24 protein-coding genes are annotated in these 25619 nt (G+C 42.1%); 16 read left to right on the plus strand and 8 right to left on the minus strand.

The genetic code is table 11. The features are described 5' to 3' along the window. Positions 1 to 45: 45 nt before the first annotated feature. The gene (locus J3P43_RS04230; RefSeq protein ID WP_255899410.1) at positions 46 to 1230 is read left to right on the plus strand and encodes a class I SAM-dependent rRNA methyltransferase; all 1185 of its coding nucleotides are present in this window, start codon (positions 46 to 48) and stop codon (positions 1228 to 1230) included. On the opposite strand, the gene J3P43_RS04235 is transcribed toward J3P43_RS04230, so the two are convergent. The 4 genes from J3P43_RS04235 to J3P43_RS04250 form a co-directional block, all read right to left on the minus strand. Further along, on the minus strand, positions 1231 to 2019 hold the full coding sequence (locus J3P43_RS04235; protein WP_255899412.1) for a TerC family protein: 789 nt from the start codon (positions 2017 to 2019) through the stop codon (positions 1231 to 1233). Positions 2020 to 2335: 316 nt separating this feature from the next. Beyond that, positions 2336 to 2890 (minus strand): AAA family ATPase, encoded by a 555-nt coding sequence (locus tag J3P43_RS04240; RefSeq protein WP_255899414.1) that lies wholly within the window; start codon positions 2888 to 2890, stop codon positions 2336 to 2338. Then, positions 2872 to 3486 (minus strand): nicotinamide riboside transporter PnuC, encoded by a 615-nt coding sequence (gene pnuC, locus J3P43_RS04245; RefSeq protein ID WP_255899416.1) that lies wholly within the window; start codon positions 3484 to 3486, stop codon positions 2872 to 2874. The genes J3P43_RS04240 and pnuC overlap by 19 nt, the downstream gene beginning before the upstream one ends. 85 nt (positions 3487 to 3571) lie before the next feature. Beyond that, positions 3572 to 4093, minus strand: coding sequence for a hypothetical protein (locus J3P43_RS04250; protein WP_255899419.1), 522 nt, complete (start codon positions 4091 to 4093; stop codon positions 3572 to 3574). A 75-nt stretch (positions 4094 to 4168) separates the two neighbouring features. Here J3P43_RS04250 and J3P43_RS19660 point away from each other — a divergent pair, with 75 nt between their 5' ends. Together J3P43_RS19660 and carB are read left to right on the plus strand one after the other, a co-directional pair. Next, complete coding sequence (locus J3P43_RS19660; RefSeq protein WP_255899421.1) at positions 4169 to 5152, plus strand: TonB family protein; 984 nt, start codon at positions 4169 to 4171, stop codon at positions 5150 to 5152. A gap of 203 nt (positions 5153 to 5355) precedes the next feature. Beyond that, positions 5356 to 8175, plus strand: coding sequence for a carbamoyl-phosphate synthase large subunit (carB, locus tag J3P43_RS04260; RefSeq protein WP_255899423.1), 2820 nt, complete (start codon positions 5356 to 5358; stop codon positions 8173 to 8175). A gap of 63 nt (positions 8176 to 8238) precedes the next feature. Here carB and radA read toward each other — a convergent pair whose 3' ends face one another. From radA to J3P43_RS04285, 4 genes are all read right to left on the minus strand, one after another. Then, the gene (gene radA, locus J3P43_RS04265; RefSeq protein WP_255899426.1) at positions 8239 to 9627 is read right to left on the minus strand and encodes a DNA repair protein RadA; all 1389 of its coding nucleotides are present in this window, start codon (positions 9625 to 9627) and stop codon (positions 8239 to 8241) included. 125 nt (positions 9628 to 9752) lie between these two features. Then, a complete protein-coding gene (locus J3P43_RS04270) occupies positions 9753 to 11303 on the minus strand; it encodes an Rne/Rng family ribonuclease (protein ID WP_255899429.1) in 1551 nt (516 codons plus the stop codon). A 249-nt stretch (positions 11304 to 11552) separates the two neighbouring features. Further along, positions 11553 to 12392, minus strand: a complete 840-nt coding sequence (locus J3P43_RS04280) for a tetratricopeptide repeat protein (protein WP_255899432.1) — start codon at positions 12390 to 12392, stop codon at positions 11553 to 11555. Between the two features lie 6 nt (positions 12393 to 12398). After that, positions 12399 to 12728 (minus strand): HU family DNA-binding protein, encoded by a 330-nt coding sequence (locus J3P43_RS04285; RefSeq protein ID WP_255899477.1) that lies wholly within the window; start codon positions 12726 to 12728, stop codon positions 12399 to 12401. 155 nt (positions 12729 to 12883) lie between these two features. Between J3P43_RS04285 and mutY the strand changes: the two genes are divergently transcribed. From mutY to J3P43_RS04350, 13 genes are all read left to right on the plus strand, one after another. Next, positions 12884 to 13933, plus strand: coding sequence for an A/G-specific adenine glycosylase (mutY, locus tag J3P43_RS04290; protein ID WP_255899480.1), 1050 nt, complete (start codon positions 12884 to 12886; stop codon positions 13931 to 13933). 27 nt (positions 13934 to 13960) lie between these two features. Continuing rightward, a complete protein-coding gene (locus tag J3P43_RS04295; RefSeq protein ID WP_255899483.1) occupies positions 13961 to 14404 on the plus strand; it encodes a single-stranded DNA-binding protein in 444 nt (147 codons plus the stop codon). 430 nt (positions 14405 to 14834) lie between these two features. Continuing rightward, entirely contained in the window at positions 14835 to 15515 is a 681-nt protein-coding gene (locus J3P43_RS04300) for a GNAT family N-acetyltransferase (RefSeq protein ID WP_255899485.1), read from the plus strand. A gap of 3 nt (positions 15516 to 15518) precedes the next feature. Further along, entirely contained in the window at positions 15519 to 16715 is a 1197-nt protein-coding gene (argG, locus tag J3P43_RS04305; protein ID WP_255899488.1) for an argininosuccinate synthase, read from the plus strand. Further along, on the plus strand, positions 16705 to 17685 hold the full coding sequence (gene argC, locus J3P43_RS04310) for an N-acetyl-gamma-glutamyl-phosphate reductase (RefSeq protein WP_255899490.1): 981 nt from the start codon (positions 16705 to 16707) through the stop codon (positions 17683 to 17685). Before argG ends, argC begins: the two co-directional genes overlap by 11 nt. 33 nt (positions 17686 to 17718) lie before the next feature. Further along, positions 17719 to 18075, plus strand: a complete 357-nt coding sequence (locus tag J3P43_RS04315; protein ID WP_255899492.1) for a four helix bundle protein — start codon at positions 17719 to 17721, stop codon at positions 18073 to 18075. A gap of 41 nt (positions 18076 to 18116) precedes the next feature. Continuing rightward, a complete protein-coding gene (locus J3P43_RS04320) occupies positions 18117 to 19277 on the plus strand; it encodes an aspartate aminotransferase family protein (RefSeq protein ID WP_255899494.1) in 1161 nt (386 codons plus the stop codon). A gap of 69 nt (positions 19278 to 19346) precedes the next feature. Next, positions 19347 to 20306: a Rossmann-fold NAD(P)-binding domain-containing protein gene (locus J3P43_RS04325; RefSeq protein WP_255899496.1), complete on the plus strand. Its 960-nt coding sequence runs from the start codon at positions 19347 to 19349 to the stop codon at positions 20304 to 20306. Next, positions 20306 to 21094, plus strand: coding sequence for an acetylglutamate kinase (gene argB / locus J3P43_RS04330; protein ID WP_255899498.1), 789 nt, complete (start codon positions 20306 to 20308; stop codon positions 21092 to 21094). Before J3P43_RS04325 ends, argB begins: the two co-directional genes overlap by 1 nt. Position 21095: 1 nt before the next feature. Then, a complete protein-coding gene (proC, locus tag J3P43_RS04335; RefSeq protein WP_255900199.1) occupies positions 21096 to 21914 on the plus strand; it encodes a pyrroline-5-carboxylate reductase in 819 nt (272 codons plus the stop codon). Continuing rightward, the gene (locus J3P43_RS04340; protein ID WP_255899501.1) at positions 21914 to 22975 is read left to right on the plus strand and encodes a M20 family metallo-hydrolase; all 1062 of its coding nucleotides are present in this window, start codon (positions 21914 to 21916) and stop codon (positions 22973 to 22975) included. The genes proC and J3P43_RS04340 overlap by 1 nt, the downstream gene beginning before the upstream one ends. A gap of 21 nt (positions 22976 to 22996) precedes the next feature. Continuing rightward, positions 22997 to 24328 (plus strand): argininosuccinate lyase, encoded by a 1332-nt coding sequence (gene argH, locus J3P43_RS04345; RefSeq protein WP_255899503.1) that lies wholly within the window; start codon positions 22997 to 22999, stop codon positions 24326 to 24328. A gap of 9 nt (positions 24329 to 24337) precedes the next feature. Further along, entirely contained in the window at positions 24338 to 25594 is a 1257-nt protein-coding gene (locus tag J3P43_RS04350; protein WP_255899506.1) for a pyridoxal phosphate-dependent aminotransferase, read from the plus strand. The last annotated feature ends 25 nt before the right edge of the window (positions 25595 to 25619 follow it).

Consider the following 25619-nt stretch of genomic DNA (forward strand, 5'->3'; position numbering starts at 1 on the left):
CCTAAAAGTTCTAAACTTTTTGGGCTTTTAATATAGATTTGCGGCATGGCGGAAGCACGGTTAAAAAAAGGAAAGGAAAAAGCAGTTAAACAGTTGCATCCCTGGGTATTCTCAGGTGCTCTGGAATCTATCAAAGGAAAACCTGTTAACGGAGAGGTTATTTCGGTAACTGATGCAAATGGGGATTTCCTCGCGAAGGGATTTTATAATAGCCAATCGCGTGTAGCTGTAAGGTTGCTGGAGTGGAAGGACGTTGAAATTGATGAAGTTTGGTGGCGCAGCAGGATCGCCAACGCCGTTAAATCGCGTGAAGGCCTACTGCATTCTGCTAATACTAATGTATGTCGCATTGCCTTTAGCGAGGCAGACTACCTTCCGGGATTGATAGTTGATAAATATGCGGATTACCTGTCTGTTCAAATTCACTCTTCAGGGATTGAGCGGGTAAAAGCGGTGTTGCTGGATGAACTTGAGAAGCAATTGCAGCCGAAGGGAATCTATGACCGGAGCGATGCGTCGGCACGTGCCCATGAAGGCCTGGATCCATCCAGCGGCATTTTATCAGGAGAGAACCCACCCGAGTATGTTGAGGTGCTCGAAAACGGGATAAAGTATTTAATCAACATATCTGAGGGCCAGAAATCAGGCTTCTTTTGCGATCAGCGGGATAACCGGAAGATTGTTGCCAGCTATTCTGAAGGGAAACGAGTATTAGACTGTTTCTCATACTCGGGTGGTTTTTCGCTGAATGCACTGAATGCTGGCGCCGCATACGTCGTAAGTGTCGACAGTTCTGCGCTGGCTATTGAAACCCTGGCCCGGAATATAGAATTAAACTGCTCTGATCGTTCTAAGCATCAATCTGTCCAGGCAGACGTTAATAAGCAATTGCGTGCTTTTCGCGATGCGGGGGAAAAGTTCGATATCGTGGTTCTCGATCCACCGAAATATGCTCCAAGCCGTTCGGCCTTAGATAAAGCTTCCAGAGCTTACAAAGACTTAAACAGAATGGGCATGTCTTTGCTAGACAGCGGCGGATTGCTCGCGACTTTTTCCTGTTCTGGTGCTGTGGACATCAACCTTTTTAAACAAATTCTGGCTTGGGCAGCTCTTGATGCTGGCAAAGAGGTTCAGTTTATAACCCAGTTTTGCCAGCCCGAAGATCATCCTGTAAGAGCATCCTTTCCCGAAGGTGAATACCTCAAGGGATTGCTTTGCCGTATCGTTTAGTTATTCCCGGTAATCGGCATTACCGGGGCTATTGTGTAACTGAACAGGTTTTGATTTTGCGCGCATTTTAAGATTAAGCATTTCTACCAGTACCGAAAAGGCCATCGCAAAATAAATGTATCCTTTCGGGATATGTTGTTCAAAGCCTTCGGCCAGTAATGACACTCCTATCAGTAACAAGAAGGATAGCGCAAGCATTTTAACTGTAGGGTGCTGATTGACGAACGAACTGATACCTCCTGCGGAAACCATCATGACAATTACCGCGATTACTACCGCAGCAATCATTACCAGAATTTCATCGGCCATACCTACGGCCGTGATTACTGAATCGAGTGAGAAAACTATGTCGAGTATTAGTATCTGGAAAATTACGCCGCTAAAAGAGTGAACTTTCCCGCCCTCAACCTGGTGGTCTTGACCTTCAAGTTTTTCGTGGATTTCGCTGGTGCTTTTATAGATTAGAAATAAACCGCCGATAATCAGAATTAAATCTCTGCCCGATATCGCCATTTTTTCGAGGAGACCCTCTTTAGATACGCCGATCCAATCACCAGGATTAAACAGGGTGGCCGTCAATCCCATTACCCAATTTAAAGATAGTAGGAGCAGTACGCGGGTGATCATTGCCAGAGCTAGTCCTAATTGCCGGGCTTTTTTCTGCTGATTTTCAGGTAATTTACCAGACAGTATCGAGATAAAAATGATATTGTCGATGCCTAGTACAATTTCAAGCACTGTTAAAGTTACAAGAGAAATCCAGATCTCCGGATTAGATAGCAATTCCATATTTTGTTGTTAAAGTTTAATCTGCGAATAAACAAAAAAACCCTCCAAATGCTGGAAGGTTTTTTAATCATTAATTTAAAAAGAACGTATGTATACTTAGAAGGACTAAGTCGATTGAAAACGGGCTCTAATTCCTGCACTTTTAACCGCCTTTGAGCCGATGATTTTTAATTAGAGTGGCGGTTACCTTTGTTGTTACAAAAAACTATACCAGTTTTTTTTTCTTAGTGGCAAACATACACTAATTGTCGAGAATTGTTTGTTAAATTTTGTTAAAAGATAGTTAAGTAACCTTTACGATACCCGGAGGCGGCAATTATTGCTTAGGTTTTAATTTATCTTCAAGAAGGTATTCGTCAATAAAATCGATGGCGTTTTTAAGTCGCTGAGAATCAGTGCCTGAAATTGTGGAATATTTTGCACTAAGCGAGTTTAATTCCATATGCCAGACTTTCATAAAATACTCACGCAGGTGGGGGAAATCTCGCAAAGGGTCGTCTTGCCAGGGAAGATCGATATCCATCAGGAGATATAAATCGTACGGGTGCCGGGGGAGCTCATCAAGCACTTCCTGAGGCGCTTTACCAAAGGTATAGTCGCTCCAGATTTTAACGGTTATAAAAGTTGTATCACAAATTAAGATGTCTTTAGCTTCAGATATTAACTGCTTTTCAAGCTCAAGCTGGCCTTTAAACATATTCAATTCATCTTCCCAGGTGCAGGGGGCAGTCAGCTTTTCGCAGTATTCTCTGGCAAATTCAGGCACCCACACCGTGTTATAATGTTCTGCCAGCTGCGCCGAAATAGTAGATTTACCGGTAGATTCCGGCCCCACTACCGCAATTTTCTTTATTAGGCAGTCTGCTTCCATGATCGCCTCCAGTCTAAATAGCCGATAGTTGCCAGCCCGAGATATAACGTATATAAAACCGCCGTAAGGGCCAGGTTTTTGTAGAGGAACAAAGGAATGTAGCAAATGTCAACCACAATCCATAAAATCCAGTTTTGCAGCACCTTCCGCGTCATCAGCAGTTGAGCAACGAAGCTTATTGCGGTGCATGTGCCATCGATATAAGGGACGTCTGTATCGGTAAATTTGTCGAGGAAAGCGCCAAGGCCGAATGAAAGGATCACGATTGCGGTAACCACCATCAGATATTCAGTTTTACCCAGAGATACTATCGGTTTCTGGTGTTGCTGTTTGCGCCGCACCCAATAATACCAGCCATAGACGCATGTGCCTAAAAAGTATAATTGGAGGAGGGCATCACCATAAAGTTTATATCGGTAAAATATCACTACGTAAGCCAACACACTTAATATCGCAACCGGCCAGTTCAGAATATGTTGCCTGGCGGCGAGATATACGCAAATAAAGCCGGTAATGGTTCCAAACCACTCAAGACCAGAAGTTTGTACTAACTGGGTCCAAATAAGTTGCCAGAAAGTAGCTTGGCAGAATATCACGGTAGCAAATTTAGCTTTCTAAGGCGTATAAAAAAACCCTCCTGATAATCAGGAAGGTTTAAATTGTTATGAGAACCTTAAAAAATTATTGAGTAGTAGCAGGAGTTGAAGTAAAGTTTAAGGTAGCCCGAACGCTAACATCTGTGTTCAAAGTATTCCGGAGGGTGTATTCCATTCTCACGCGGGCAGTCGAACTTTTAATAACATCATCCAAAAAGCGTGAATTATCTATGTCGAGAACAATGCTTGAACCTGCATTGGCAGATACGTCGTTACGTGTGGCAACCAGCACTTCACCAGAGCCGTCTCCCTTTGACAGATATAATCTTATCGTGCTAAACACTCCAAGGTTCTGATTCGATGGACTGCTAGCGTCGATTTTCGCATTGCTTATTCTTACTTCTTTGATTTGAGCATTAGAGCTTCCGCCGAAAATCTGATCGGCGCTGCTGGCCGGGCTTACTGCAGAGCGCATGCTTCCTGTGCTCGTCCCTGCCGGAATAATCAGGGTTGCTGTATAAGGGAGGGTGGAGCGGACGATAGATTGCACCGTAGCACATGCAGAAAGTATGGAAACCGCAACAAAGCCTAAAATTAACTTTTTCATATTCGTGTGTTTTCATGTGTAACAGTTATGCGGTTAAAAGGTTTTTTTGTTAATTTGAAGGAAAAAGTCGCTATTGTGAAACATTTACTCTTTTTGGTTCTACTCGTAAGTCTGTCAGCCTCAGCTCAGAAAATTAATACCTTTTATTTTAAAAAAGAGGATGTTTTTGTTGGCACAAAAGATGAAGCCGATTATATACGGATCATAACAGTGGCACTAACAAAAGGGGAATTTTCGGACGTTAAAGAGTATTACAGAAATGATCTTTTGAAGCGGGAAGGAAAAAGTTCTTCATCCGGGCCGCATATTTCCTGGGAAGGGAACGTCGTTTCATACGATACTACAGGAACTAAGGTGTCAGAAATCACCTATAAAAAGGGACTTCTTTCAGGAGAGGCTTCATTTTATTATACTAACGGCCAGTTAAAAAAGACTTTGGTTTATGGCGTTGATATGGGAATGGACAAAGTAATTGATATAAGAAGAACTATCAAATATAAGCTGGCAAATTATTATGCCCCGAACGGTACAGAGCTTCTGAAAAACGGTAATGGTTTCATATCCGAAGTTGACACCGAAAATGATTTAGCCGAGGAAGGAAATTATGTAAATGGATTGAAGGATGGAATTTGGAAAGGTGTGTTTAAAAAAGACAATGCCTATGAAGAAGTATTTAAGGACGGAGAGTTTGTTTCCGGTAAGGTTAAACTGGCAGATGGAACAGTGAATGAATATAGCAAAGACGCCGAGCTGCCTGACTATCGCGGAGGGATGACGAAGTTTTACGAATATTTCGCACGGAACTATAAATATCCTCCGATGGCCCGAGAGGGTGGTATTGGTGGTAGGCTTTTAATCTCATTCGTAGTAGAGAAAGATGGTAGTCTGAGCGGTATTAACCTGCTTAAAGATTTGGGGTACGGCACCGGAGAGGAAGCTTTGCGCGTAATCCGCGAAACGCGAAGATGGGTTCCGGGGAGGCAGCATGGCGTGCCTGTAAAGGTGTCGTTCACATTGCCCATCCAATTACAGATGACCAGCTCACCTTCAAGAAAATAAGCTTGATTGATTTCTTTTTGAGTCTGAATCCGAATTCCTTGGGTTACTGCGACGAATATTAATAATCGAGCAAAAAAAGTATTTAAAATACCCCTTCAAATTTATACCTTTGCATCCCGACAATAAAGTCGGGATTTCGGTCAAACGCTCCCCGGCAGTTTAAATCATATTTTAAATTTTGACTTACAATTTTCCCCTGTAAAATGCCAAAAGACACTTCCATTAAATCAGTATTGATTATCGGTTCAGGACCAATTATTATCGGTCAGGCTGTAGAATTTGATTATTCAGGTTCGCAAGCTGCTCTCTCCTTGAAGGACGAGGGGATTGAGGTTTCCATTATAAACTCCAATCCGGCTACTATTATGACTGATAATGTAATTGGTGACCATGTTTACTTATGGCCCTTAACCTGCGAAAGCGTTGAGAAAATATTACAGGAACGTCATATTGATGCCGTATTACCTACTATGGGTGGGCAAACAGCATTGAACCTTGCAAAGGAAGCAGAAGAGCGCGGAATCTGGAAAAAATATGGTGTGCGGATTATCGGTGTAGATATTGCTGCAATTGAAAAAACCGAGAATCGCGAAGAGTTCCGCCAGTTAATGGTCGATATCGGTGTAGGTGTAGCTCCTTCAAAAATTGCTAACTCTTTTCTGGAGGGAAAAGAAGCAGCCCAGGAGATTGGCTTTCCACTGGTTATTCGTCCTTCCTATACCATGGGAGGATCGGGAGGTGGTTTCGTTCACAAAAAGGAAGATTTCGACGTAGCCTTAAGCCGCGGTTTACAGGCGTCGCCAACTCATGAGGTATTGGTTGAAAAAGCCGTAATTGGATGGAAGGAATACGAGCTCGAATTGCTTCGTGATAACAAAGACAACGTAATTATCATTTGCTCCATTGAGAATTTCGACCCGATGGGAATCCATACCGGCGACTCGATAACTGTTGCTCCGGCAATGACATTAAGCGACCGCTGTTACCAGGATATGCGTAACCAGGCGATAACGATGATGCGTGCCATCGGAAATTTTGCCGGCGGTTGTAATGTTCAGTTTTCTGTTAATCCCGCAGATGAGTCTATTATTGCTATCGAAATTAATCCAAGGGTATCACGCTCTTCGGCTTTAGCATCAAAAGCAACGGGCTACCCGATTGCAAAGATTGCTGCCAAGCTGGCGATCGGGTACAACCTCGATGAAATAGAAAATCAGATAACCAAAACCACATCTGCATATTTCGAACCAACTCTCGACTATGTCATCGTAAAGATCCCTCGCTGGAACTTTGATAAATTCAAAGGGGCCAACATGGAACTAGGTTTGCAGATGAAGGCGGTTGGAGAAGTTATGGCAATCGGCCGTACATTCATAGAAGCGTTGCAAAAAGCTTGTCAGAGCTTGGAGATCGGGCGGGCAGGCTTGGGCGCTGATGGACGGCAGAATCGTAACCTCGACGAAATCATGTACGGCCTGGAGCATCCTAGCTGGAACCGTCTGTTTTTGGTGAAAGATGCGATGACGCTTGGTGTTCCGATGGAATCCATCCGTAAAGTCACTAAGATAGATAAGTGGTTCCTGTTGCAAATTCAGGAACTTGTTCAGCTTGAGCAGGAACTAAAACGCTACTCTCTAAACAATATCCCTAAAGAATTTTTCTTCACTCTTAAGCAAAAAGGATTTTCGGATGTCCAGATCTCCTGGTTACTAGGCAATGGAACTACCGAGGATGAAGTTTACGAGCGCAGAAAGGAGCTGGGAATTAAGCGGGTATATAAAATGGTAGATACCTGTGCTGCTGAGTTTCCAGCACAAACGCCATATTATTATTCAACCTTCGAAGACGAAAATGAATCAACTCCAAGCGATAGAAAGAAAATTATTGTTTTAGGATCCGGCCCGAATCGGATTGGTCAGGGTATCGAATTTGATTACTCTTGTGTGCACGGATTATTGGCAGCTAAAGAAAGCGGCTTTGAATCGATCATGATTAACTGTAATCCTGAAACGGTTTCAACAGATTTCAATATGGCTGATAAGCTTTATTTCGAGCCTGTTTTCTGGGAGCACGTTCGTGAGATTATAGAGCTTGAAAAGCCGGAGGGTGTAATTGTTCAGCTGGGTGGTCAAACTGCTCTTAAAATGGCTGAAAAGCTCCATCAGTACGGGATAAAGATTATTGGTACATCTTACGATAATATGGATATTGCTGAAGATCGCGGCCGTTTCTCCGATTTATTGAAAGATTTGGGAATTCCTTATCCAAACTATGGTGTAGCAGAGGATGCTGAAGAAGCATTGGTAGTGGCAAAGAAAGTGGGTTATCCGGTATTAGTTCGTCCGAGTTATGTATTAGGCGGACAAGGGATGAGCATCGTGATAAACGATGAAGATCTGGAAACTGCTGTAGTTAAATTACTAGGCGACCTTCCGGGAAACCGCGTTTTAATTGACCATTTCCTTGACCGTGCAGAAGAAGCGGAGTCTGATTCAATATGTGATGGCGAGGATGTGCATATCGTAGGATTAATGGAGCACATTGAGCCTGCCGGTATTCACTCAGGCGATTCAAGTGCTGTATTGCCACCTTTCAACTTGTCGGATAATGTGATTCGTCAGATGGAGGAATATAGTATCAAGTTAGCGAAAGCATTAAATGTGATCGGCTTGTTAAACATCCAGTTTGCAATAAAAGACGAGAAGGTATATGTAATTGAAGCGAATCCAAGAGCTTCGCGTACGGTGCCTTTCATCGCGAAAGCGTATGATGTGCCTTATATCAACATAGCTGCTAAAGTGATGCTCGGTGTTAATAAGTTGAAAGACTTTAAGATTGAGAGGAAGCTTGTTGGTTATGCCATTAAAGAGCCTGTATTTTCTTTCGATAAATTCCCTGAGGTTGAAAAACAGTTAGGACCGGAGATGAAATCAACAGGCGAGGCGATAAGGTTCATTAAAGATCTGGAAGACCCTTACTTTGTTAAGTTATACAAAGAGAAATCAATGTATTTGAGTAAATAATATTGAAAGCCGGTTGAGAAACCGGCTTTCTTTTTTGAATACATTTTTATTGGCGATTATAAATTACCCAAACAACGAACTGAACACCTCCTCAATCTTCGAAACACTTTTTATTTCAATGGAAGAATAGCGCTTCACATCCAAGCCTTTTTGATTGTATTTAGAAATGTAAATCTGCTGAAATCCGAGCTTCTCAGCTTCCGCAATTCTCTGCTCTATTCTATTTACTGCTCTTATCTCGCCAGAGAGGCCAACTTCGGCTGCAAAACAGACTTTCGTAGATACCGATATGTCTTCATGAGATGAGATAATAGCGACTACTACGGCCAGATCAATCGCCGGATCCTCTACTTTCAGCCCACCCGCTATGTTTAAAAATACATCCTGCGCACTTAACCGAAAGCCACAACGTTTTTCGAGAACGGCCAGCAACATATTCATACGTTTGGTATCAAAGCCCGTGGCAGATCGCTGAGGGGTTCCGTAAGCAGACACGCTGACCAAGGCCTGGGTTTCGATCAGCATTGGTCTGGCGCCTTCCAGCATCGCCGATATGGTGATTCCACTTAATTCCTCATCGCGTTGTGAAAGCAGGATTTCGGAAGGATTTGAAACTTCCCGGAGGCCGCTGCCCTGCATTTCGTAAATTCCCAGCTCGGAAGCAGAACCAAACCGATTTTTAATAGCCCGCAGAATGCGATATACATGATGCCTGTCGCCCTCAAATTGCAAAACGGTGTCTACCATGTGCTCGAGGATCTTAGGTCCTGCAATGGCTCCATCTTTCGTAATATGGCCTATCAGGAAAACTGGCGTTGAGGTTTCTTTTGCAAAGCGAAGAAGCTCTGCAGTACATTCGCGAACTTGTGAGACGCTGCCAGGGGTAGATTCAATATGAGCAGAATGTAAAGTCTGGATAGAATCAATAATTACAGCCTGCGGTTCGAGAATCTCTATTTGTTTAAATATGTTTTGGGTTGAGGTCTCTGTTAGAATATAGCAATCCCCACCTTTTCTTTTTGATAAGGGAGCTAGGCGTTCGGCACGCATTTTTATTTGTTGTTCGCTTTCCTCGCCTGAGACATAAAGAATTTTCATCCCCGGAAGGTTAAGAGCTAATTGCAGCATCAGGGTGGATTTTCCGATTCCCGGTTCTCCGCCTATAAGTACCAAAGATCCCGGAACGATGCCTCCGCCTAACACCCGGTTAAATTCTGAATCGGGAGTAATTAATCTGCTCTCTTCTGCAAATACAATTTTATCAATCGCCGAGGGTTTCGCTACTCTTGAATTCCCGGAAGCGGTTTTCCATTCGGGCACAGAGCTGTTCCCTTTCTGGATAACTTCTTCCACGAAACTATTCCATTGATTACATGAGGGGCATTTACCCAGCCATTTGGCGGATTCGTACCCACAACTCTGACAAAAATATGCTGATCTGGTTTTAGCCAACTGATTGATGTGAAAATGTGTTATGTGCAAATGTGCAGATTATCCGTGCAAATGGAAAAGATTAAGAAATTAAAATGTGCAGATGTTCGCATATTTGCTCATCTGCACATCTGATAATTTGCACATTATAATTTAATCTCTTCTTCCTTAGAATTCAGGAAGTGAAACTCGGTGAGGTAGTAAGAAGGCTCGCCTTTTACTTTAATTCGTTTACCATATTTGAAGAACCACTGCCACTGGCGTGAGTAGATGCCTTTTTTAATGTAGGCTTCAATGTATGGGTGCACGCAAAGCGTAATATTTTTCTCGTTTTGCTCATTGAGGATGTAGTTGAGATTGTTCTCAATATCATCCATTAAAATGATGCTGGCTTTGATTTCTCCTGTGCCGTCGCAGGCCGGGCATTTTTCGTTGGTAACGATGTTCATTTCTGGTCGAACACGTTGCCTGGTAATTTGAACCAATCCAAACTTACTTGGGGGCAGAATGGTGTGTTTTGCCCGATCAAGAGACATTTGTTCCCGCAGGTATTCAAACAGTTCTTTCCGGTTGGTTGGTTTGTGCATATCGATAAAATCGATCACAACAATTCCACCCATATCGCGTAAACGCAATTGTCTGGCAATCTCTTTAGCGGCTTCTTTATTTACCTGGAACGCATTTTCTTCCTGGTTTTCCGGATGAGCAGTTCGATTTCCACTGTTTACATCGATTACGTGTAGAGCCTCTGTATGCTCTACCACAAGATAGGCCCCACCCGGTAAATTAACTGTTTTGCCAAAAGCTCCCTTAATCTGTTTATCAACTCCGAAGTGTTCGAATATCGGCTCTCTTTGCTTATAGAACTTTACAATGCGTTCTAGCTCCGGAGAGATTCCCTGGATATAAGAGCGAACCTCTTCGTATATGGTTGGATCATTAACGTGGATATTTGCAAAGTCTGCGTTTAAAATATCCCTCAGAATGGTAGAGGCTCTGCCCATTTCTCCGAGCACTTTTTTAGAAGGTTCGGTAAGAGGTAGCCGGGTGGCAAACGATTCCCATTTTGCGATGAGATCAAGTAGATCCTTCTGGAGTTCGGCAACGCCTTTTCCTTCAGAAACAGTTCGGATAATTACTCCGAAATTTTTTGGTTTAATGCTTTCAACAATCTTTTTCAGGCGATTTCTCTCAGAATTATTTTTAATTTTTTTCGAGATAGAAATCACGTCAGAAAAAGGCACTAACACTACAAATCTTCCCGCAATGGAAAGATCTGAGCTTAAGCGCGGGCCTTTTGTTGAAATAGGTTCTTTAGCAATCTGAACCGGCAACAACATATTGCGATTCAGAATTTCAGAAATTTTGCCGGACTTGTTTATATCCTGTTCCAGCTTAAAACTATTTAGCAGTTTCTCTTTGTAACTGCCATTCTTTACAATCTTAGTCAGCTTAATAAGCGACTGCACCTGTGGCCCCAGGTCAAGATAATGCAGAAAAGCATCTTTTTCATAGCCCACATCCACAAAAGCAGCATTTAGCCCGGGCATGATCTTTTTGATCCTGCCAAGGTAAATATCACCAACAGCATAATTGTTGTTAATGTGCTCTGTGTTGAGTTCTACGAGTTGCTTGTCCTGCAGTAAAGCTATAGTCACCCCGTTGGGGGTTGAATTGATGATTAATTCTTTTACCAACAGCTACTCTTTTATGGCGGGGGTTCCCGCCAGGGTACAACACCAAATGAATTATAAACACAAGAACCTCCTGACGCAATGCGTGGAGGGTAATATTTATATGCTCCATGGTTAAACCATGGGCCTATAATTATTTCTTCTTATGTCTATTCTTTCTTAAACGCTTTTTGCGTTTGTGGGTAGCCATTTTATGTCTTTTTCTTTTTTTACCGCTTGGCATAACTTGAGTTTTTAAATGTTTTTATTTAATTATTTCTTTAATTCTTGGATTTTGTGGTCAACAAACCTGCTTAAATCAGGGTCGGCAGCCAGCTCTTTACTTTTTTCGTAAGCTGTAATGGCCTCGTCTTTTTGTCCCAGGTTTTCGTACGCTGAAGCTAAATAGAACCATGCATCTGGCGTTGGTTTAACTTCAATCACGGTTTTAAATCTGTTGACAGCTTTATCAAATTGGCCTGATTTAATTGAGAAAAGTCCCAGGTTTAAATTGGCCTTCACATTCTTTGGATCTTGCTTCACAACATCTAAAAGTAATGTGATCCCCTGCATTGGGTTAGGTGTTCCGCTTACATAAGCAACCCCTAATCCTGTTTTTGCATCCAGGCTGGCAGGTTGCAATTCCAGTGCCTTTTGATATGTTTCAATAGCTTTTTGTACTAAGGCAGGTTGTGTTAAGCTATCCTTTTCAGCCTGGTAAGCATCCGTAAATAAATCACCAGCTTTGAGCCAGTCTGCATAATTGTTGCCTGTCTGTGCAAGTATTTCGTAATAAAATGCACCTGGAGCGGGCTGATTGATGTCAACCCATTTTGTCGCAAGTTGTCTTTGCAGCTCAGTTTTCTCAGACGCATCGGCAGCTTTGAGCTGATTCTCGAGTTCTGTGATTTGCTGAGCAAAATTTGCGTTCAGTTTTTGTTTCGCAGTTTCAGAAACCGTTTGAATGGTTAGAACAGAAACTTTGGCTGCATTCTCCGCCTCTTCTCCCGAGTGTTGCCCTTCTTCTTTAACTAACCCTTTAATATCTAAAGAAAGCAAAAGGCCCATCAGAACCACTACTAATCCAACAACTGCTATTTGCTTTCTTTTCATTTAAAATTATGCTTCTGCGCCAGCTGCTTCTTTAGCTGCAGCTTCTAATTTCGTTACATTACCGTTTTTTACTTTCTCGACAAACACTTTGGCAGGTTTGAAACTTGGAACGAAATGTTCCGGGATAATAATTGCTGTGTTTTTTGAAATGTTACGTGCTGTTTTTGTTGCCCTTTTCTTAACTACAAAGCTCCCAAAACCTCTAACATATACATTCTCACCTTCTACCATAGAAGTCTTCACCACTTTAAAAAACGCCTCTATCGCTTCTTGTACATCTAACTTCTCAATTCCAGTCTTACTAGATATTTCTGCGATAATCTCTGCTTTAGTCATGTCTAATTTAATTAAACTTTATTTGTAAATACTTAATTGTTTTGGGGTTGCAAAAGTATTGCTTTAAATTGAATTCGGGAAATAAATCAAAAAAATATTACGCTGTCCCAACTCGCGCTCCGTAATTACCTTTGCAGTATTCTTAAATTTTATAGATGAGCTTTATCGATGAAGTGATTGGATGGTATCTTGTAAATAAACGCGATTTGCCTTGGCGGAATACCACAGATCCGTATATAATCTGGTTGTCGGAGATTATTTTGCAGCAAACAAGGGTTGAACAAGGCTTGCCCTACTTCTATCGCTTTGCGGAAAAATATCCAAGCGTATCTGAGTTTGCTGCTGCCACGGAAGATGAGATATTGAATCTGTGGCAGGGGTTGGGTTATTACTCGCGCGGCCGGAACATGCACCGCACGGCGCAGATGGTTATGGAAGACCACGCAGGCTATTTCCCTAAAAAGTATGATGAGCTGATAAAATTAAAGGGTGTAGGTGAATATACGGCAGCGGCCATTTCTTCCTTTGCTGCTAACGAAGCAAAGGCAGTAGTGGATGGAAATGTTTTCAGACTACTTGCCCGGTACTTCGGTATTGAAGAACCGATCAACTCTCCGAAAGCTAAAAGGGTTTTCACAGCGCTGGCAAACGAGCTTATTGATGAAAAAAATCCTGCAACAAGCAACCAGGCTTTAATGGAATTCGGGTCCTTACAATGCAGGCCTAAAAATCCTTTGTGTGGTTCATGTCCGCTGCAGCCTGACTGCGAGGCATTTAAAAAAGGTTTAACAGATATCCTTCCGCTTAAGCTGAAAAAGCAAGTATCCAGAAACCGATACTTTTCTTATGTTTTGCTCTTATCTGACGGGAAAATATTGTTGAATAAACGGGGGCCGAACGATATCTGGCAAAATCTGTATGAACTTCCTCTTATTGAAACCACTGAAGCGGAAGACGCTTTAAATATAGTAAGTACCCAAGGGTTCAGAGATATGTTCGGTAGGGCTGAGATTAAGAGTGTCTATGGGCCGGTGAGGCACGTTTTAAGTCACCAAAAAATCCACGCACAGTTTATTGTAATCGATACGATAGCAGGCCAGGTTGATTTAAAAAAAGACAGTTTGTTTTTTGCAGATATCGCCCAGCTCGAACATCTGGCGCAACCAAAATTAATTTTTTCTTTCCTCAAAAAATTTCTAAATTGAAGTTTAATTCATTTGTAAACTAAATCAATGTCAGGAGTTAATAAAGTTATTTTAGTTGGACATTTAGGCAAGGATCCTGAAGTTCGGCATCTGGAAGGCGGCACTACTTTAGTTAATTTTCCATTAGCTACGTCCGAGACGTATAATAAAGATGGGAAGAAAATTGAGCAAACCGAATGGCATAATATCGTAATGTGGCGGGGCTTGGCCGATGTTGCTGCAAAATACCTGCAAAAAGGCAAGCTGGTATATATTGAAGGTAAAATCCGCAGTCGAAATTACGAGGATAAAGAAGGCAATAAAAGATATATTACCGAGATTATTGCTGAGAATTTCACAATGCTTGGCCGCAAAAACGACAATGAAAACAATGAAGGTCATCAACCAAATAACCACGTTCACACGAATGCTAAGCCAGAGAAGCAGCTGGTAGATTTTAATGACGATGGCTCTGATGATTTACCTTTTTAGACGATATTCATTCAGCAAGCGAGTGGCTAGCTGAATGAATGTTTTTCATCCCTTTCTCTGCATCTCCTCCTCTGACCCAAAAAACATACATTAAATTTACATTACGTGTTGTGTTTGTTGATTTTAATTCAATACTTTTGCATGCTTTAAACCGTTTAATACACTGTAAGTCAAAGCATAGAAATGAACGTATTCATAACCATAACTACAGAGCAGCTTCCATACACTAATGGGTATGTAAGCCGTATGGTACGTGAGAATAACAGCAGTGAACGTTTAGTGCTTAGACACCGACGACCCTTCATGCCAAGGGTTTGATCCCTGGCATCCCACCCGGCTCTCCATTTAAGTGGAATTTTAAACAACAAATTTTCCTGAAAACTGTAAAAGCGTAATGCTTTTTTGTCCGCCAAGCGGATTTTTTAAAAAAATGAACGAAAACGATTTCTCTATAGTAGTAGCATCTGAGGCCCATGCAGGTTATGCGCAGCAGATATGTGATGAGATGGCTGAGTCAGCGAAAGCCCGGGGAACTGGTATTGCCAAACGCAGTCCGGAATACGTGGCTAATAAAATGCGCGAAGGAAAGGCTGTAATTGCTCTACACAAAGACGGTACCTGGGCGGGGTTTTGCTACATCGAAACATGGGACGGCGAGTTTGTAGCCAACTCGGGATTGATCGTAAATCCTATCTATCGTAAAGCCGGACTGGCTAAAGCAATTAAGAAAAGAATATTTGACCTTTCGAGAGAAAAGTATCCTGATGCAAAAATATTCGGGCTGACTACCGGTTTAGCTGTAATGAAAATTAATTCTGAACTGGGATATGAGCCGGTTACTTACTCTGAGCTTACCAAGGATGAAAATTTTTGGAGCGGTTGCAGAAGTTGCGTGAACTTCGATATTTTGACGATGAAGGAGCGCAAAAACTGCCTTTGTACCGCGATGCTTTATGATCCGGTTGAGAAGAAGAAAGATGCGGAAGAGAAAGCAAAAAAAGACATGACCCATAAGGCCTCATTGTTAGAGCGGATTGAAGAAACAATTAAGAAATCTTTGAAAGTGGTTGCGGTTTATATTAATCTTGTACCCAAATTCTTACACTTATAAATAATGAAGAAGAAAGTTGTTTTGGCCTTTAGTGGCGGTTTAGATACATCATATTGTGCAATCTATCTGTCTAAAGACCTTAATCTTGAAGTGCATTCCGTGATTGTCGACACCGGTGGTTTTAGTAAAGAAGAGCTCGAGTACATCGAAAAGCGTGCTTACGCCCTGGGAGTAGCATCTCACCATGCTGTTGATGCGGTTAAAGGATATTATGAAAGTTCTATCCGTTACCTGATTTATGGAAACGTACTGAAGAATAATACTTATCCACTTTCTGTAAGTGCCGAACGAGTTACACAGGCTACCGCGATTGCAGAATATGCGAAAAAAATCGGTGCAGATTATGTTGCTCATGGTTCGACGGGAGCGGGTAATGACCAGGTTCGTTTCGACATGATTTTCAATATTCTTTGTCCGAATGTTGGAATCATTACACCAATCCGCGATTTGAAATTATCCCGCGAAGCCGAAATAGAATACTTAAAAGCCCACGGAGTTGAGTTTAATTTCGAAAAAGCTCAGTACTCCATCAATAAAGGTATCTGGGGAACTTCGGTAGGCGGAAAAGAAACGCTTCAGTCTAAAGGCATTCTGCCTGAAGAAGCATGGCCGACTCAAGTTACTAAAACTGATGCTGAGCAGGTTGAAATAGAATTTAAGAAAGGTGAGTTAGTTGGTATAAATGGTCAGCAATATTCACATCCTGTTGATGCTATCCAGGCATTGCAAGCAATAGTAGGCCCTTACGGAATAGGTCGCGATATCCACGTTGGTGATACTATCATCGGAATTAAAGGCCGAGTAGGATTTGAAGCAGCTGCCCCAATGGTGATTATAAAAGCTCATCATCAGCTAGAAAAGCACACTCTTACCAAATGGCAGTTAAGCTGGAAAGATCAGCTTGCGATGTTTTATGGTAACTGGATGCATGAAGGGCAGTTTCACGATCCGATTATGCGGAACATGGAAGTTTTCCTCGCTGATACTCAGAAAACGGTTAGTGGCAAAGTATTCGTTCAGCTAATGCCCTACCGTTTCCAGGTAATCGGCATAGAATCTAAACACGATTTAATGGCCAGCAAGTTCGGTAGCTATGGCGAAATGAACGAAGGCTATACAGGAGATGATGTAAAAGGCTTCTCTAAGATATTTGGCAACCAGGTAAAAATTTACCACAGCGTGAATCAGGATGAAAATTAAAGCTGGAATTGTCGGCGGCGCGGGTTATACAGGAGGAGAATTGCTTCGCATTTTGGTAAATCACCCAGATGTCGAAATTTCTTTTGTGCACAGTAACAGCAACGCAGGCAATTATATCTACGATGTTCATTCAGATTTAATTGGTGACACAAATCTGAAATTTACAAGTCAGCTCTCGCAGGATATCGACGTGCTTTTTCTATGTGTTGGACATGGCGATGCAAAGAAGTTCCTCGATGCGAACTCGATTGATGACCGAATTAAAATCATTGATCTGAGTCAGGATTTTAGACTGAGTCAAAATTCAAAATTCAAAAGTAAAAACTTTGTTTACGGCCTGCCGGAACTAAATAGAGAGACGATCAGATTAGCCCGGAATATTGCAAATCCTGGATGTTTTGCCAGTTGCCTGCAATTAGCAATGCTTCCGCTTGCTAAAGCTGGATTGCTGACAAACGATGTGCACATTTCGGCAACTACCGGATCTACCGGCGCAGGACAAAGCCTTTCTCAAACTTCCCATTTTAGCTGGAGGAATAACAATCTTTCTGTTTATAAGGCTTTCGGTCATCAGCATTTAAACGAGATCGGCGAAAGCATCAAACAGCTTCAGCCATCGTTTGACGCCGAAGTGAACTTTATTCCCTATCGGGGGGATTTCACACGAGGCATTATGGCCTCTGTATACACCGAATGTGAATTGAGCCAGGAAGAGCTGGACAATTTATACCAACAGTACTATGCCGAACATGAATTTACTCATGTCAGCAAAAAGAATATCGACTTAAAGCAAGTCATAAATACAAATAAGTGCCTGGTACATGTCGAGAAACATGGAAACAAAGTCATGATACTGAGCATAGTTGATAATTTATTAAAAGGGGCATCAGGGCAGGCAGTTCAGAACATGAATTTGATGTTCGGCTTTGACGAGAGAGCAGGACTGAGGCTTAAAGCACAAGCCTTTTGAGCAGAAAGGGTGAAAGCTTAAAGCAGAAAGCTCATGCGAGACTATAAAAAACTTGAAGTATGGAAAAAGGCACATCAACTAAACTTGTTTGTGTACCGAGATGTACTTCCTTTATTTCCAAAGCATGAAACGTTTAGCTTAGCTTCTCAAACTAAGCGAGCAGCTTATTCTATTCCGATGAATATTGTTGAAGGGTGTGGTAAGTATACCGAAAAGGACTTTACTAATTTCCTCGATATAAGTTTAGGCTCAACGCATGAACTGGAATATTGCTGTCTGTTGTCCAAAGATTTAAATTATTTGCCAGAGGAGTTATTCGTAAGTGTAAACAATGAAGTAAATCAGGTGAAAGCAATGCTTATAGGCTTAATCAAGTCTATTCGCGGCTAGAAGCTTTATGCTTTCAGCTTTTACCTTTAACCTTGAATATCATGAAACTATTTGACGTTTATCCCATAAACAATATTGAAATTGTTAAAGGACAAGGAAGCCTTGTTTGGGATAAAAATGGCCAGGAATACCTGGATCTTTACGGCGGTCATGCTGTAATCTCTGTCGGACATACTCATCCGCATTACGTTAACCGTCTTACCGATCAGTTAAATAAGCTTGGTTTCTATTCAAACTCAATTGAAATACCCCTTCAAATTGAATTAGCTGAGAAGCTTGGCAAAGTTTCCGGAAGGGAAGATTACCAGTTGTTTTTAATTAGCTCGGGAGCAGAGGCAATAGAAAACGCTTTAAAGCTGGCTTCATTTTACAATGAACGGAAGAAGATAATCTCTTTTACAGGTGCTTTTCACGGCCGGACCTCACTAGCAGTAGCGGTTACTAACAATCCAAAACTTGTAGCTCCGGTAAACGAGAATGAAAATGTAATTTTCCTTCCTCATAACGATGAGGCCGCTTTGGAAAAAGCCTTTGCAGAATCAGGAAACGAGATATGTGCGGTTATCATTGAAGGAATTCAGGGCGTTGGTGGAATTAAGGTTGCAAGCGAAAGCTTCCTTCAAAAAATCCGTTCGCTTTGTGATCAGTATAACTCTGTATTCATTGCCGATTCGGTTCAATGTGGATACGGAAGAAGTGGCAAATTTTATTCTCAGGATTACGCAGGTGTCGATGCTGACATTTATACCATGGCAAAAGGGATGGGCAACGGTTTCCCGATTGCAGGAATCTCAATTGCTCCAAAGTTTAAGGCATGGCATTATATGTTAGGTACCACTTTCGGTGGAAACCATTTAGCTTGTGCGGCTGGTTTAGCAGTTCTTGAAGTGATGGAGCAGGAGAATCTGATGCAGAATGCCGCAGAAGTGGGAAGTTATTTACTAACTGAGTTGAAGAAATTCGACAGAATTAAAGAAGTACGGGGCCGGGGTCTAATGATCGGTATTGATTTGCCAGATGAATTGAGTCATGTTAAAAAGGAGCTTTTGTTTAAGCATCACATTTTTACAGGTGAAGCTAAGCCAAATGTGATTCGTTTGTTGCCTGCACTGAACTTAAGTAAGGCTCATGCTGATAGATTCCTTGAGGCATTTAGCCAGGAGCTAAAAGCAGAAAGTCTAAAGCAGAGAGCTACTGCATAAGCATATATATATATAAGGCGATTTTTAGAAAGCTTTCAGCTTTCAGCTTTTACCTTTAACCTTATAAAGATGAAACTATTCACTTCAGTACATGATGTTGCCAATGTTCCTGCTATCGTAAAAGAAGCACTCGAACTAAAGGCAAATCCTTTTGCTCATCAGGAGCTTGGAAAAAATAAGACAATCGGGTTGATTTTTCTCAACCCCAGTCTGCGTACCCGCTTGAGCACACAGAAAGCTGCGCTCAATTTGGGTATGAATGCTATTGTAATGAACATCGACAAAGAAGGCTGGGCTTTAGAAACCCGCGATGGAGTTGTGATGAACGGAACAACCGTAGAGCATATTCGCGAAGCAGCCGGTGTAATGGGAGAGTATTGTGATATTCTGGGTATCCGTTCTTTCCCAAGTTTGAAAGACAAGGAGGAGGATTATACCGAAGACATTTTCAACAAGTTCATTAAATACTCCGGAATTCCTGTGATAAGTCTGGAGAGCGCCACGCGTCATCCTTTGCAAAGCTTCGCCGATCTAATCACCATCGAAGAGCATAAAAAAACAGCGAAACCTAAAGTTGTTCTAACCTGGGCTCCGCATGTTAAGGCACTTCCACAGGCTGTTCCGAATTCATTTGCAGAATGGATGTGCAAAGCGCAGGAAGAGGGAATGATTGATTTTGTGATCACGCATCCGGAAGGCTATGAACTGGCTGAGAATTTCACCCCAGGTGCTAAGATCACGTATAATCAGGACGAAGCTTTATCGGGTGCTGATTTTATTTATGTGAAGAACTGGTCCAGCTATGAGGATTACGGCAAAGTTTTAACTGAGGGCGAAGGCTGGATGATGACACAGGAAAAGCTTAAAATTACCAATAAAGCAAAGGTAATGCATTGTCTTCCTGTTCGTCGCGATTTAGAATTAGGTTCTGATATTTTAGATAGCGAAGATTCATTAGTGATTAAAGAAGCTGCTAACCGGGTTTGGGCTGCCCAGGCTGTTATAAAGGGAATTTTGGAGGAACTGTAATGAAGTCACTTTACGTCATTAAAATTGGTGGAAATGTAATTGATAACTCGGAGAACCTTTATAATTTTCTGAACGACTTTGCTGGAATCGAAGGACATAAAATTCTGATTCATGGTGGCGGTAAGCTTGCGACCGACCTATCTCATGCCATGGGCGTTGAGCCAAAAATGGTTGATGGCAGGCGAATCACAGATATTGAAACCTTACGTATCGTGACCATGGTTTACGCTGGCTTAATTAATAAAAACATCGTTGCGCAGTTGCAGAGATTTGAATGTAATGCTATCGGCTTAACTGGTGCAGACGCAAATTTAATTCGTGCAAACCCTCGTCCTGTTAAGGAAATAGATTATGGCTTTGTAGGCGATTTACATGAAGGCTCTGTTGCCTCGGGTAAGTTAAGTGATATCCTGGAAACAGGTTTAATTCCGGTATTCTCAGCTATCACCCACGACGGTGAAGGCCAGCTATTAAATACAAATGCAGATACTATCGCTTCAGCTATTGCGATTGCGTTATCTTCGATATACGAGGTAAGTCTCGTATATTGCTTCGAGAAAAAGGGAGTGCTCACAAATGTTGCTGATGATGAATCGGTTATCCGCGAGATAAGTTCCACTGAATTTGAAAAATTAAAGTCTGATGGAATCATCGCCGGTGGCATGCTCCCCAAGTTGGAGAATGCTTTTAAGGCGATAAATAGCGGAGTGAATGAAGTTTATATCGGGAAATCCGATGAACTGGCACTTCTTAACGAACAATTATTCGGTACACGATTATTTGCATAATATGGAGACGAACGGAAATATAGCCATACTTGGCAGCGGTAATATGGGTTTGGCTTTCGCCGATGGATTAGTTAAATCTAATACCTATAAACCGTCTCAGATCATTCTGACAAGAAGGAGCATCGGTAATCTATCGAAGCAGGCTGAGGAAGGATATCAAACTACAACAAATAATTTTGAAGCTGTTCAACAGGCTTCAATCGTTGTGCTTGCTGTTCTTCCTCAGCAAATCGATACGCTTTTAGCTGAAATTTTACCGGCTATCAGTGCTGATAAACATTTGGTGATTTCAGTAATCACGGGTGTTTCTTGTCATGCCATCAAAGCAAAACTTGGTGAAAATGTTCAAGTGGTCCGCGCAATGCCGAATACCGCAATTTCCATTGGACAATCGATGACCTGCGTAACCACCGAAGACGCGAGGCAGGAAAATGTTGATCTTACTAAAAAGCTTTTCGAAACCGTAGGGTCTGTGGTTCAGATCAATGAAGATTTAATGTCGTCTGCAACCGCGCTGTGCGCCTGTGGTATAGCATTCTTTCTGCGTGCGATACGGGCGGCATCGCAAGGAGGAGTAGAGATAGGTTTCCATGCAGAAGATGCCTTAAAGATGGCTGTCCAAACAGCCAAGGGAGCCGCAGATCTATTACTGATCCATGGAACCCATCCCGAACACGAAATTGATAAAGTAACATCGCCGAAAGGCTGTACTATCGCAGGATTAAACGAGATGGAGCATCAGGGTTTTAGCTCTTCGCTAATCAAAGGGATAAGATTATCTGCTTTAAAAGCAGGAGGTTTATATACTGAATCCAAATAATGACTGAAACGCTCGCAGAAGAAAGTATTGAGTTACTGAAACGGTTAATTTCTATTCCTTCCATTAGCAGGGAAGAGAATAAAACCGCGGATACAATTGAGCTTTTCTTCAATGAGTGTGGCCTTAATCCCAAGAGAAGTCAGAACAATATCTGGAGCGTTAACCAGTTTTACGACGCTTCAAAGCCAACGATCCTTTTAAACTCCCACCACGATACCGTAAAGCCGAATCCCGGTTACACTCGGGACCCTTTTTCGCCTGATGTTGAAGATGGGAAGTTATATGGATTGGGAAGTAATGATGCAGGTGGCTGTTTAGTATCGCTGATTGCAACCTTCCGATACTTTTATAACCAGCCAGATCTTAAATATAACCTTTGTGTTGCTGCAACAGCAGAGGAAGAGATCTCCGGAAAAAACGGCATTGAATCTCTGGTACCTGAGCTGGGTCCTCTGGATTTTGCTATAGTGGGGGAGCCAACATTGATGGATCTTGCTATCGCAGAAAGAGGCTTAATGGTTCTTGATTGTGTCTCACATGGAAAAGCTGGCCATGCTGCCCGGGAAGAAGGAGAGAATGCCATTTATAAGGCCTTAAAAGATATTGAATGGTTCAGGATGTTTAAGTTTCCGAAGGAATCGGAAGTTTTTGGTCCTTTGAAAATGTCAGTTACCGTAATTAATGCGGGTTCGCAACATAACGTGGTACCAGCAAAATGTGATTTTGTGGTTGACGTTCGCGTAACAGACACTTACCGGAACGAGGAAGTAGTTGAAATTATAAAACAACACGTTGAATGTGAAGTAACTCCACGTTCAACCAGATTAAAGCCTTCGTCGATCAGTAAAGATCATCCTTTTGTTCAGGCAGGATTAGCTCTGGGAAGAAAAACATACGGCTCACCCACAACAAGTGATCAGGCGCTGTTAGATATCACATCAGTAAAGATTGGCCCTGGTGACAGCGCCCGTTCACATATGGCTGATGAATTTATTTATATTAATGAAATCCATAAAGGAATTGAGTTGTACATTGCGATGCTCGAAGAGCTGCTAAAGTAAGCTCATCAAATACTATTTATAATGAAGTTGTGGCAAAAAGATAAGCAAGTAGAAAAGTCCGTAGAAACCTTTACGGTAGGAAAAGATCGTGAGCTCGATGCCGAGATGGCGGCTTTCGATGTTCTTGGTTCCCTTGCTCATACCCGTATGCTTGAAAGCATAAATTTACTTAGTAAAGAAGATCTGGATACCGTTCAAAAGGAGCTGAAAAATATCTATAATGAAATTGCTGCCGGCGAATTTACCATCGAAGATGGGGTCGAAGACGTTCATTCACAGGTAGAATTACTGTTAACTCAACGCATTGGCGAAGCCGGCAAAAAAATCCATAGCGGCCGGTCGCGTAACGACCAGGTGCTGGTAGACTTGAAACTATATTTCCGTAGCCAGATTCAGCGCACAGTCGAAAATACTGAAGCATTATTTCGGCAATTGATCACACTTAGCGAGGAGCACAAGAACAAGCTGCTTCCGGGATATACGCATCTCCAAATTGCCATGCCTTCGTCCTTCGGATTATGGTTCGGCGCTTATGCCGAAAGTTTGGTGGATGATTTAGAGTTGATGCTTGCTGCATGGAAAGTGTGCAATAAAAACCCTTTAGGGTCAGCAGCGGGATATGGTTCGTCATTTCCGTTGAACCGTACCATGACTACGGAATTGTTAGGCTTCGACTCATTAAACTACAATGTTGTTTACGCCCAAATGGGACGTGGAAAAACCGAACGCATCCTGGCGCAGGCAATGTCGTCCATAGCGGCAACTCTTGCAAAGCTTTCCATGGACGTAACATTATTCATCAATCAAAACTTCGCATTTATCAGTTTCCCAGATGAACTGACCACAGGTTCGAGCATTATGCCTCACAAAAAAAATCCTGATGTTTTCGAACTGATGCGTTCACGTTGCAATAAAATTCAGGCTTTGCCAAACGAAATTGCCTTGATGACAACAAACCTTCCTTCAGGTTATCACCGAGATTTACAGTTGCTTAAGGAGAACCTTTTCCCGGCTTTTCAATCTTTAAATGAATGTTTGGAGATGGCTGTATTTATGCTTCAAAATATCTCTGTTAAGGATGATATCCTGAAGGATGAAAAGTACCTCTATCTTTTCAGTGTAGAGGCAGTAAACGAAGAAGTTTTAAAAGGTGTTCCTTTCCGGGAAGCATACAAAAAGGTTGGTCTGGAGATCGAAAAAGGAGAGTTTAAAGCTCCGGAAAAAGTACAGCATACACACGAAGGAAGTATCGGAAATCTTTGCAATAAAGAGATTGGTGCTGCTTTTCAATCCACGTTAAGTTCTTTTAATTTTAATAAAGTAGAGCAAGCCATTCAACAGCTTGTTTCATAATATAACACCATGTCAGTATCGCGTTTAGCACAAAATCTTAGAGGGTCTGAAATTATAAAGATTGCAGGCGAAATAAATGAGTTAAAGAAACAGGGACAAAATATCGTCAACTTAACCATTGGCGACTTTGACGCTAATATATATTCTATTCCGGAAGAGCTTCAGCAAGGAATTGTTGAGGCATACGCTGCTCATCAAACCAATTACCCTCCCGCAGATGGAATGTTGAATCTCCGGGAAAGCGTAAGCGGCTTTTTAAAAGAAGAGCTGGGATTGAGTTATGCAAGCAATGAAATATTAATTTCGAGCGGTTCAAGGCCTATTATATATGCCACATACCTGGCTTTAATAGATCCGGGAGATAAGGTGTTGTTTCCTGCTCCGTCATGGAACAACAACCATTATTGTGATCTAACCAGTGCGAATGGTGTCGCAATTCCAACCAGGGCCGAAAATAATTTTATGCCTACGGCCGATGATCTGCGCCCCCATATTTCCGGCGCAGCCATGCTGGCTTTATGCTCCCCGCTAAATCCTACCGGAACTATGTTTTCCAAGAAAGATTTAGAAGCGATCTGCGACTTGGTTCTGGAAGAAAACCGCAGTAGAAAGGCTGGTGAAAAGCCGCTCTATATTCTGTACGATCAGATTTATTCCATGTTAACTTTCGGCGAGCATCAGCACCACGATCCTGTTACTCTGCGGCCAGAGATAAGAGACTATGTGGTGTATGTCGACGGAGCTTCAAAATGCTTTGCCGCCACCGGAGTCCGCGTTGGCTGGGGTTTTGGTCCAGGCAATGTAATCGAAAAAATGCGCTCTATTGTGGGGCACATGGGTGCCTGGGCTCCAAAGGCCGAGCAAGTGGCTATGGCCGAGTATCTGAAAAAGAAAACGGCGGTGGCAGATTTTTTAGGCAACTTCAAACAAAGAGTTACCCAAAGCCTTGATGCGCTTCATAAAGGTTTTCAGCACTTAAAAGCCGAAGGATTCGATGTGGATTCTATTGAGCCTATGGGCGCTATCTATCTTACTTTAAAACTCAATTATTCCGGCAAAACTACTCCCGATGGAAAAGTTCTGAATAACAGTAACGACATCAATTTCTATTTAATAAAAGAGGCTAAAGTTGCGCTTGTTCCCTTTTCATCATTTGGTACCGGCCCCGAAGTGAACTGGTTCAGAGCGTCTGTTGGGGCTTGTTCCTCCGAAGAGATTGCAGCAATGATTCCTCGCGTAAAAGAGGCTCTGAGCAAGCTGAAATAAATTCAGTTCCAAGCTTTCCAAAAGC

The organism is Paradesertivirga mongoliensis, from assembly GCF_024436395.1.
Taxonomy (GTDB): Bacteria; Bacteroidota; Bacteroidia; order Sphingobacteriales; family Sphingobacteriaceae; genus Paradesertivirga; species Paradesertivirga mongoliensis.

Bases quoted from the DNA above. Each gene is read 5' to 3' on its own strand.
- J3P43_RS04230 (WP_255899410.1), top strand. From the start codon at position 46: ATGGCGGAAGCACGGTTAAAAAAAGGAAAGGAAAAAGCAGTTAAACAG.
- J3P43_RS04235 (WP_255899412.1), bottom strand. From the start codon at position 2,019: ATGGAATTGCTATCTAATCCGGAGATCTGGATTTCTCTTGTAACTTTA.
- J3P43_RS04240 (WP_255899414.1), bottom strand. From the start codon at position 2,890: ATGGAAGCAGACTGCCTAATAAAGAAAATTGCGGTAGTGGGGCCGGAA.
- J3P43_RS04250 (WP_255899419.1), bottom strand. From the start codon at position 4,093: ATGAAAAAGTTAATTTTAGGCTTTGTTGCGGTTTCCATACTTTCTGCA.
- carB (WP_255899423.1), top strand. From the start codon at position 5,356: ATGCCAAAAGACACTTCCATTAAATCAGTATTGATTATCGGTTCAGGA.
- J3P43_RS04280 (WP_255899432.1), bottom strand. From the start codon at position 12,392: ATGAAAAGAAAGCAAATAGCAGTTGTTGGATTAGTAGTGGTTCTGATG.
- J3P43_RS04285 (WP_255899477.1), bottom strand. From the start codon at position 12,728: ATGACTAAAGCAGAGATTATCGCAGAAATATCTAGTAAGACTGGAATT.
- mutY (WP_255899480.1), top strand. From the start codon at position 12,884: ATGAGCTTTATCGATGAAGTGATTGGATGGTATCTTGTAAATAAACGC.
- J3P43_RS04295 (WP_255899483.1), top strand. From the start codon at position 13,961: ATGTCAGGAGTTAATAAAGTTATTTTAGTTGGACATTTAGGCAAGGAT.
- J3P43_RS04300 (WP_255899485.1), top strand. From the start codon at position 14,835: ATGAACGAAAACGATTTCTCTATAGTAGTAGCATCTGAGGCCCATGCA.
- argG (WP_255899488.1), top strand. From the start codon at position 15,519: ATGAAGAAGAAAGTTGTTTTGGCCTTTAGTGGCGGTTTAGATACATCA.
- argC (WP_255899490.1), top strand. From the start codon at position 16,705: ATGAAAATTAAAGCTGGAATTGTCGGCGGCGCGGGTTATACAGGAGGA.
- J3P43_RS04315 (WP_255899492.1), top strand. From the start codon at position 17,719: ATGCGAGACTATAAAAAACTTGAAGTATGGAAAAAGGCACATCAACTA.
- J3P43_RS04320 (WP_255899494.1), top strand. From the start codon at position 18,117: ATGAAACTATTTGACGTTTATCCCATAAACAATATTGAAATTGTTAAA.
- J3P43_RS04325 (WP_255899496.1), top strand. From the start codon at position 19,347: ATGAAACTATTCACTTCAGTACATGATGTTGCCAATGTTCCTGCTATC.
- argB (WP_255899498.1), top strand. From the start codon at position 20,306: ATGAAGTCACTTTACGTCATTAAAATTGGTGGAAATGTAATTGATAAC.
- proC (WP_255900199.1), top strand. From the start codon at position 21,096: ATGGAGACGAACGGAAATATAGCCATACTTGGCAGCGGTAATATGGGT.
- J3P43_RS04340 (WP_255899501.1), top strand. From the start codon at position 21,914: ATGACTGAAACGCTCGCAGAAGAAAGTATTGAGTTACTGAAACGGTTA.
- argH (WP_255899503.1), top strand. From the start codon at position 22,997: ATGAAGTTGTGGCAAAAAGATAAGCAAGTAGAAAAGTCCGTAGAAACC.
- J3P43_RS04350 (WP_255899506.1), top strand. From the start codon at position 24,338: ATGTCAGTATCGCGTTTAGCACAAAATCTTAGAGGGTCTGAAATTATA.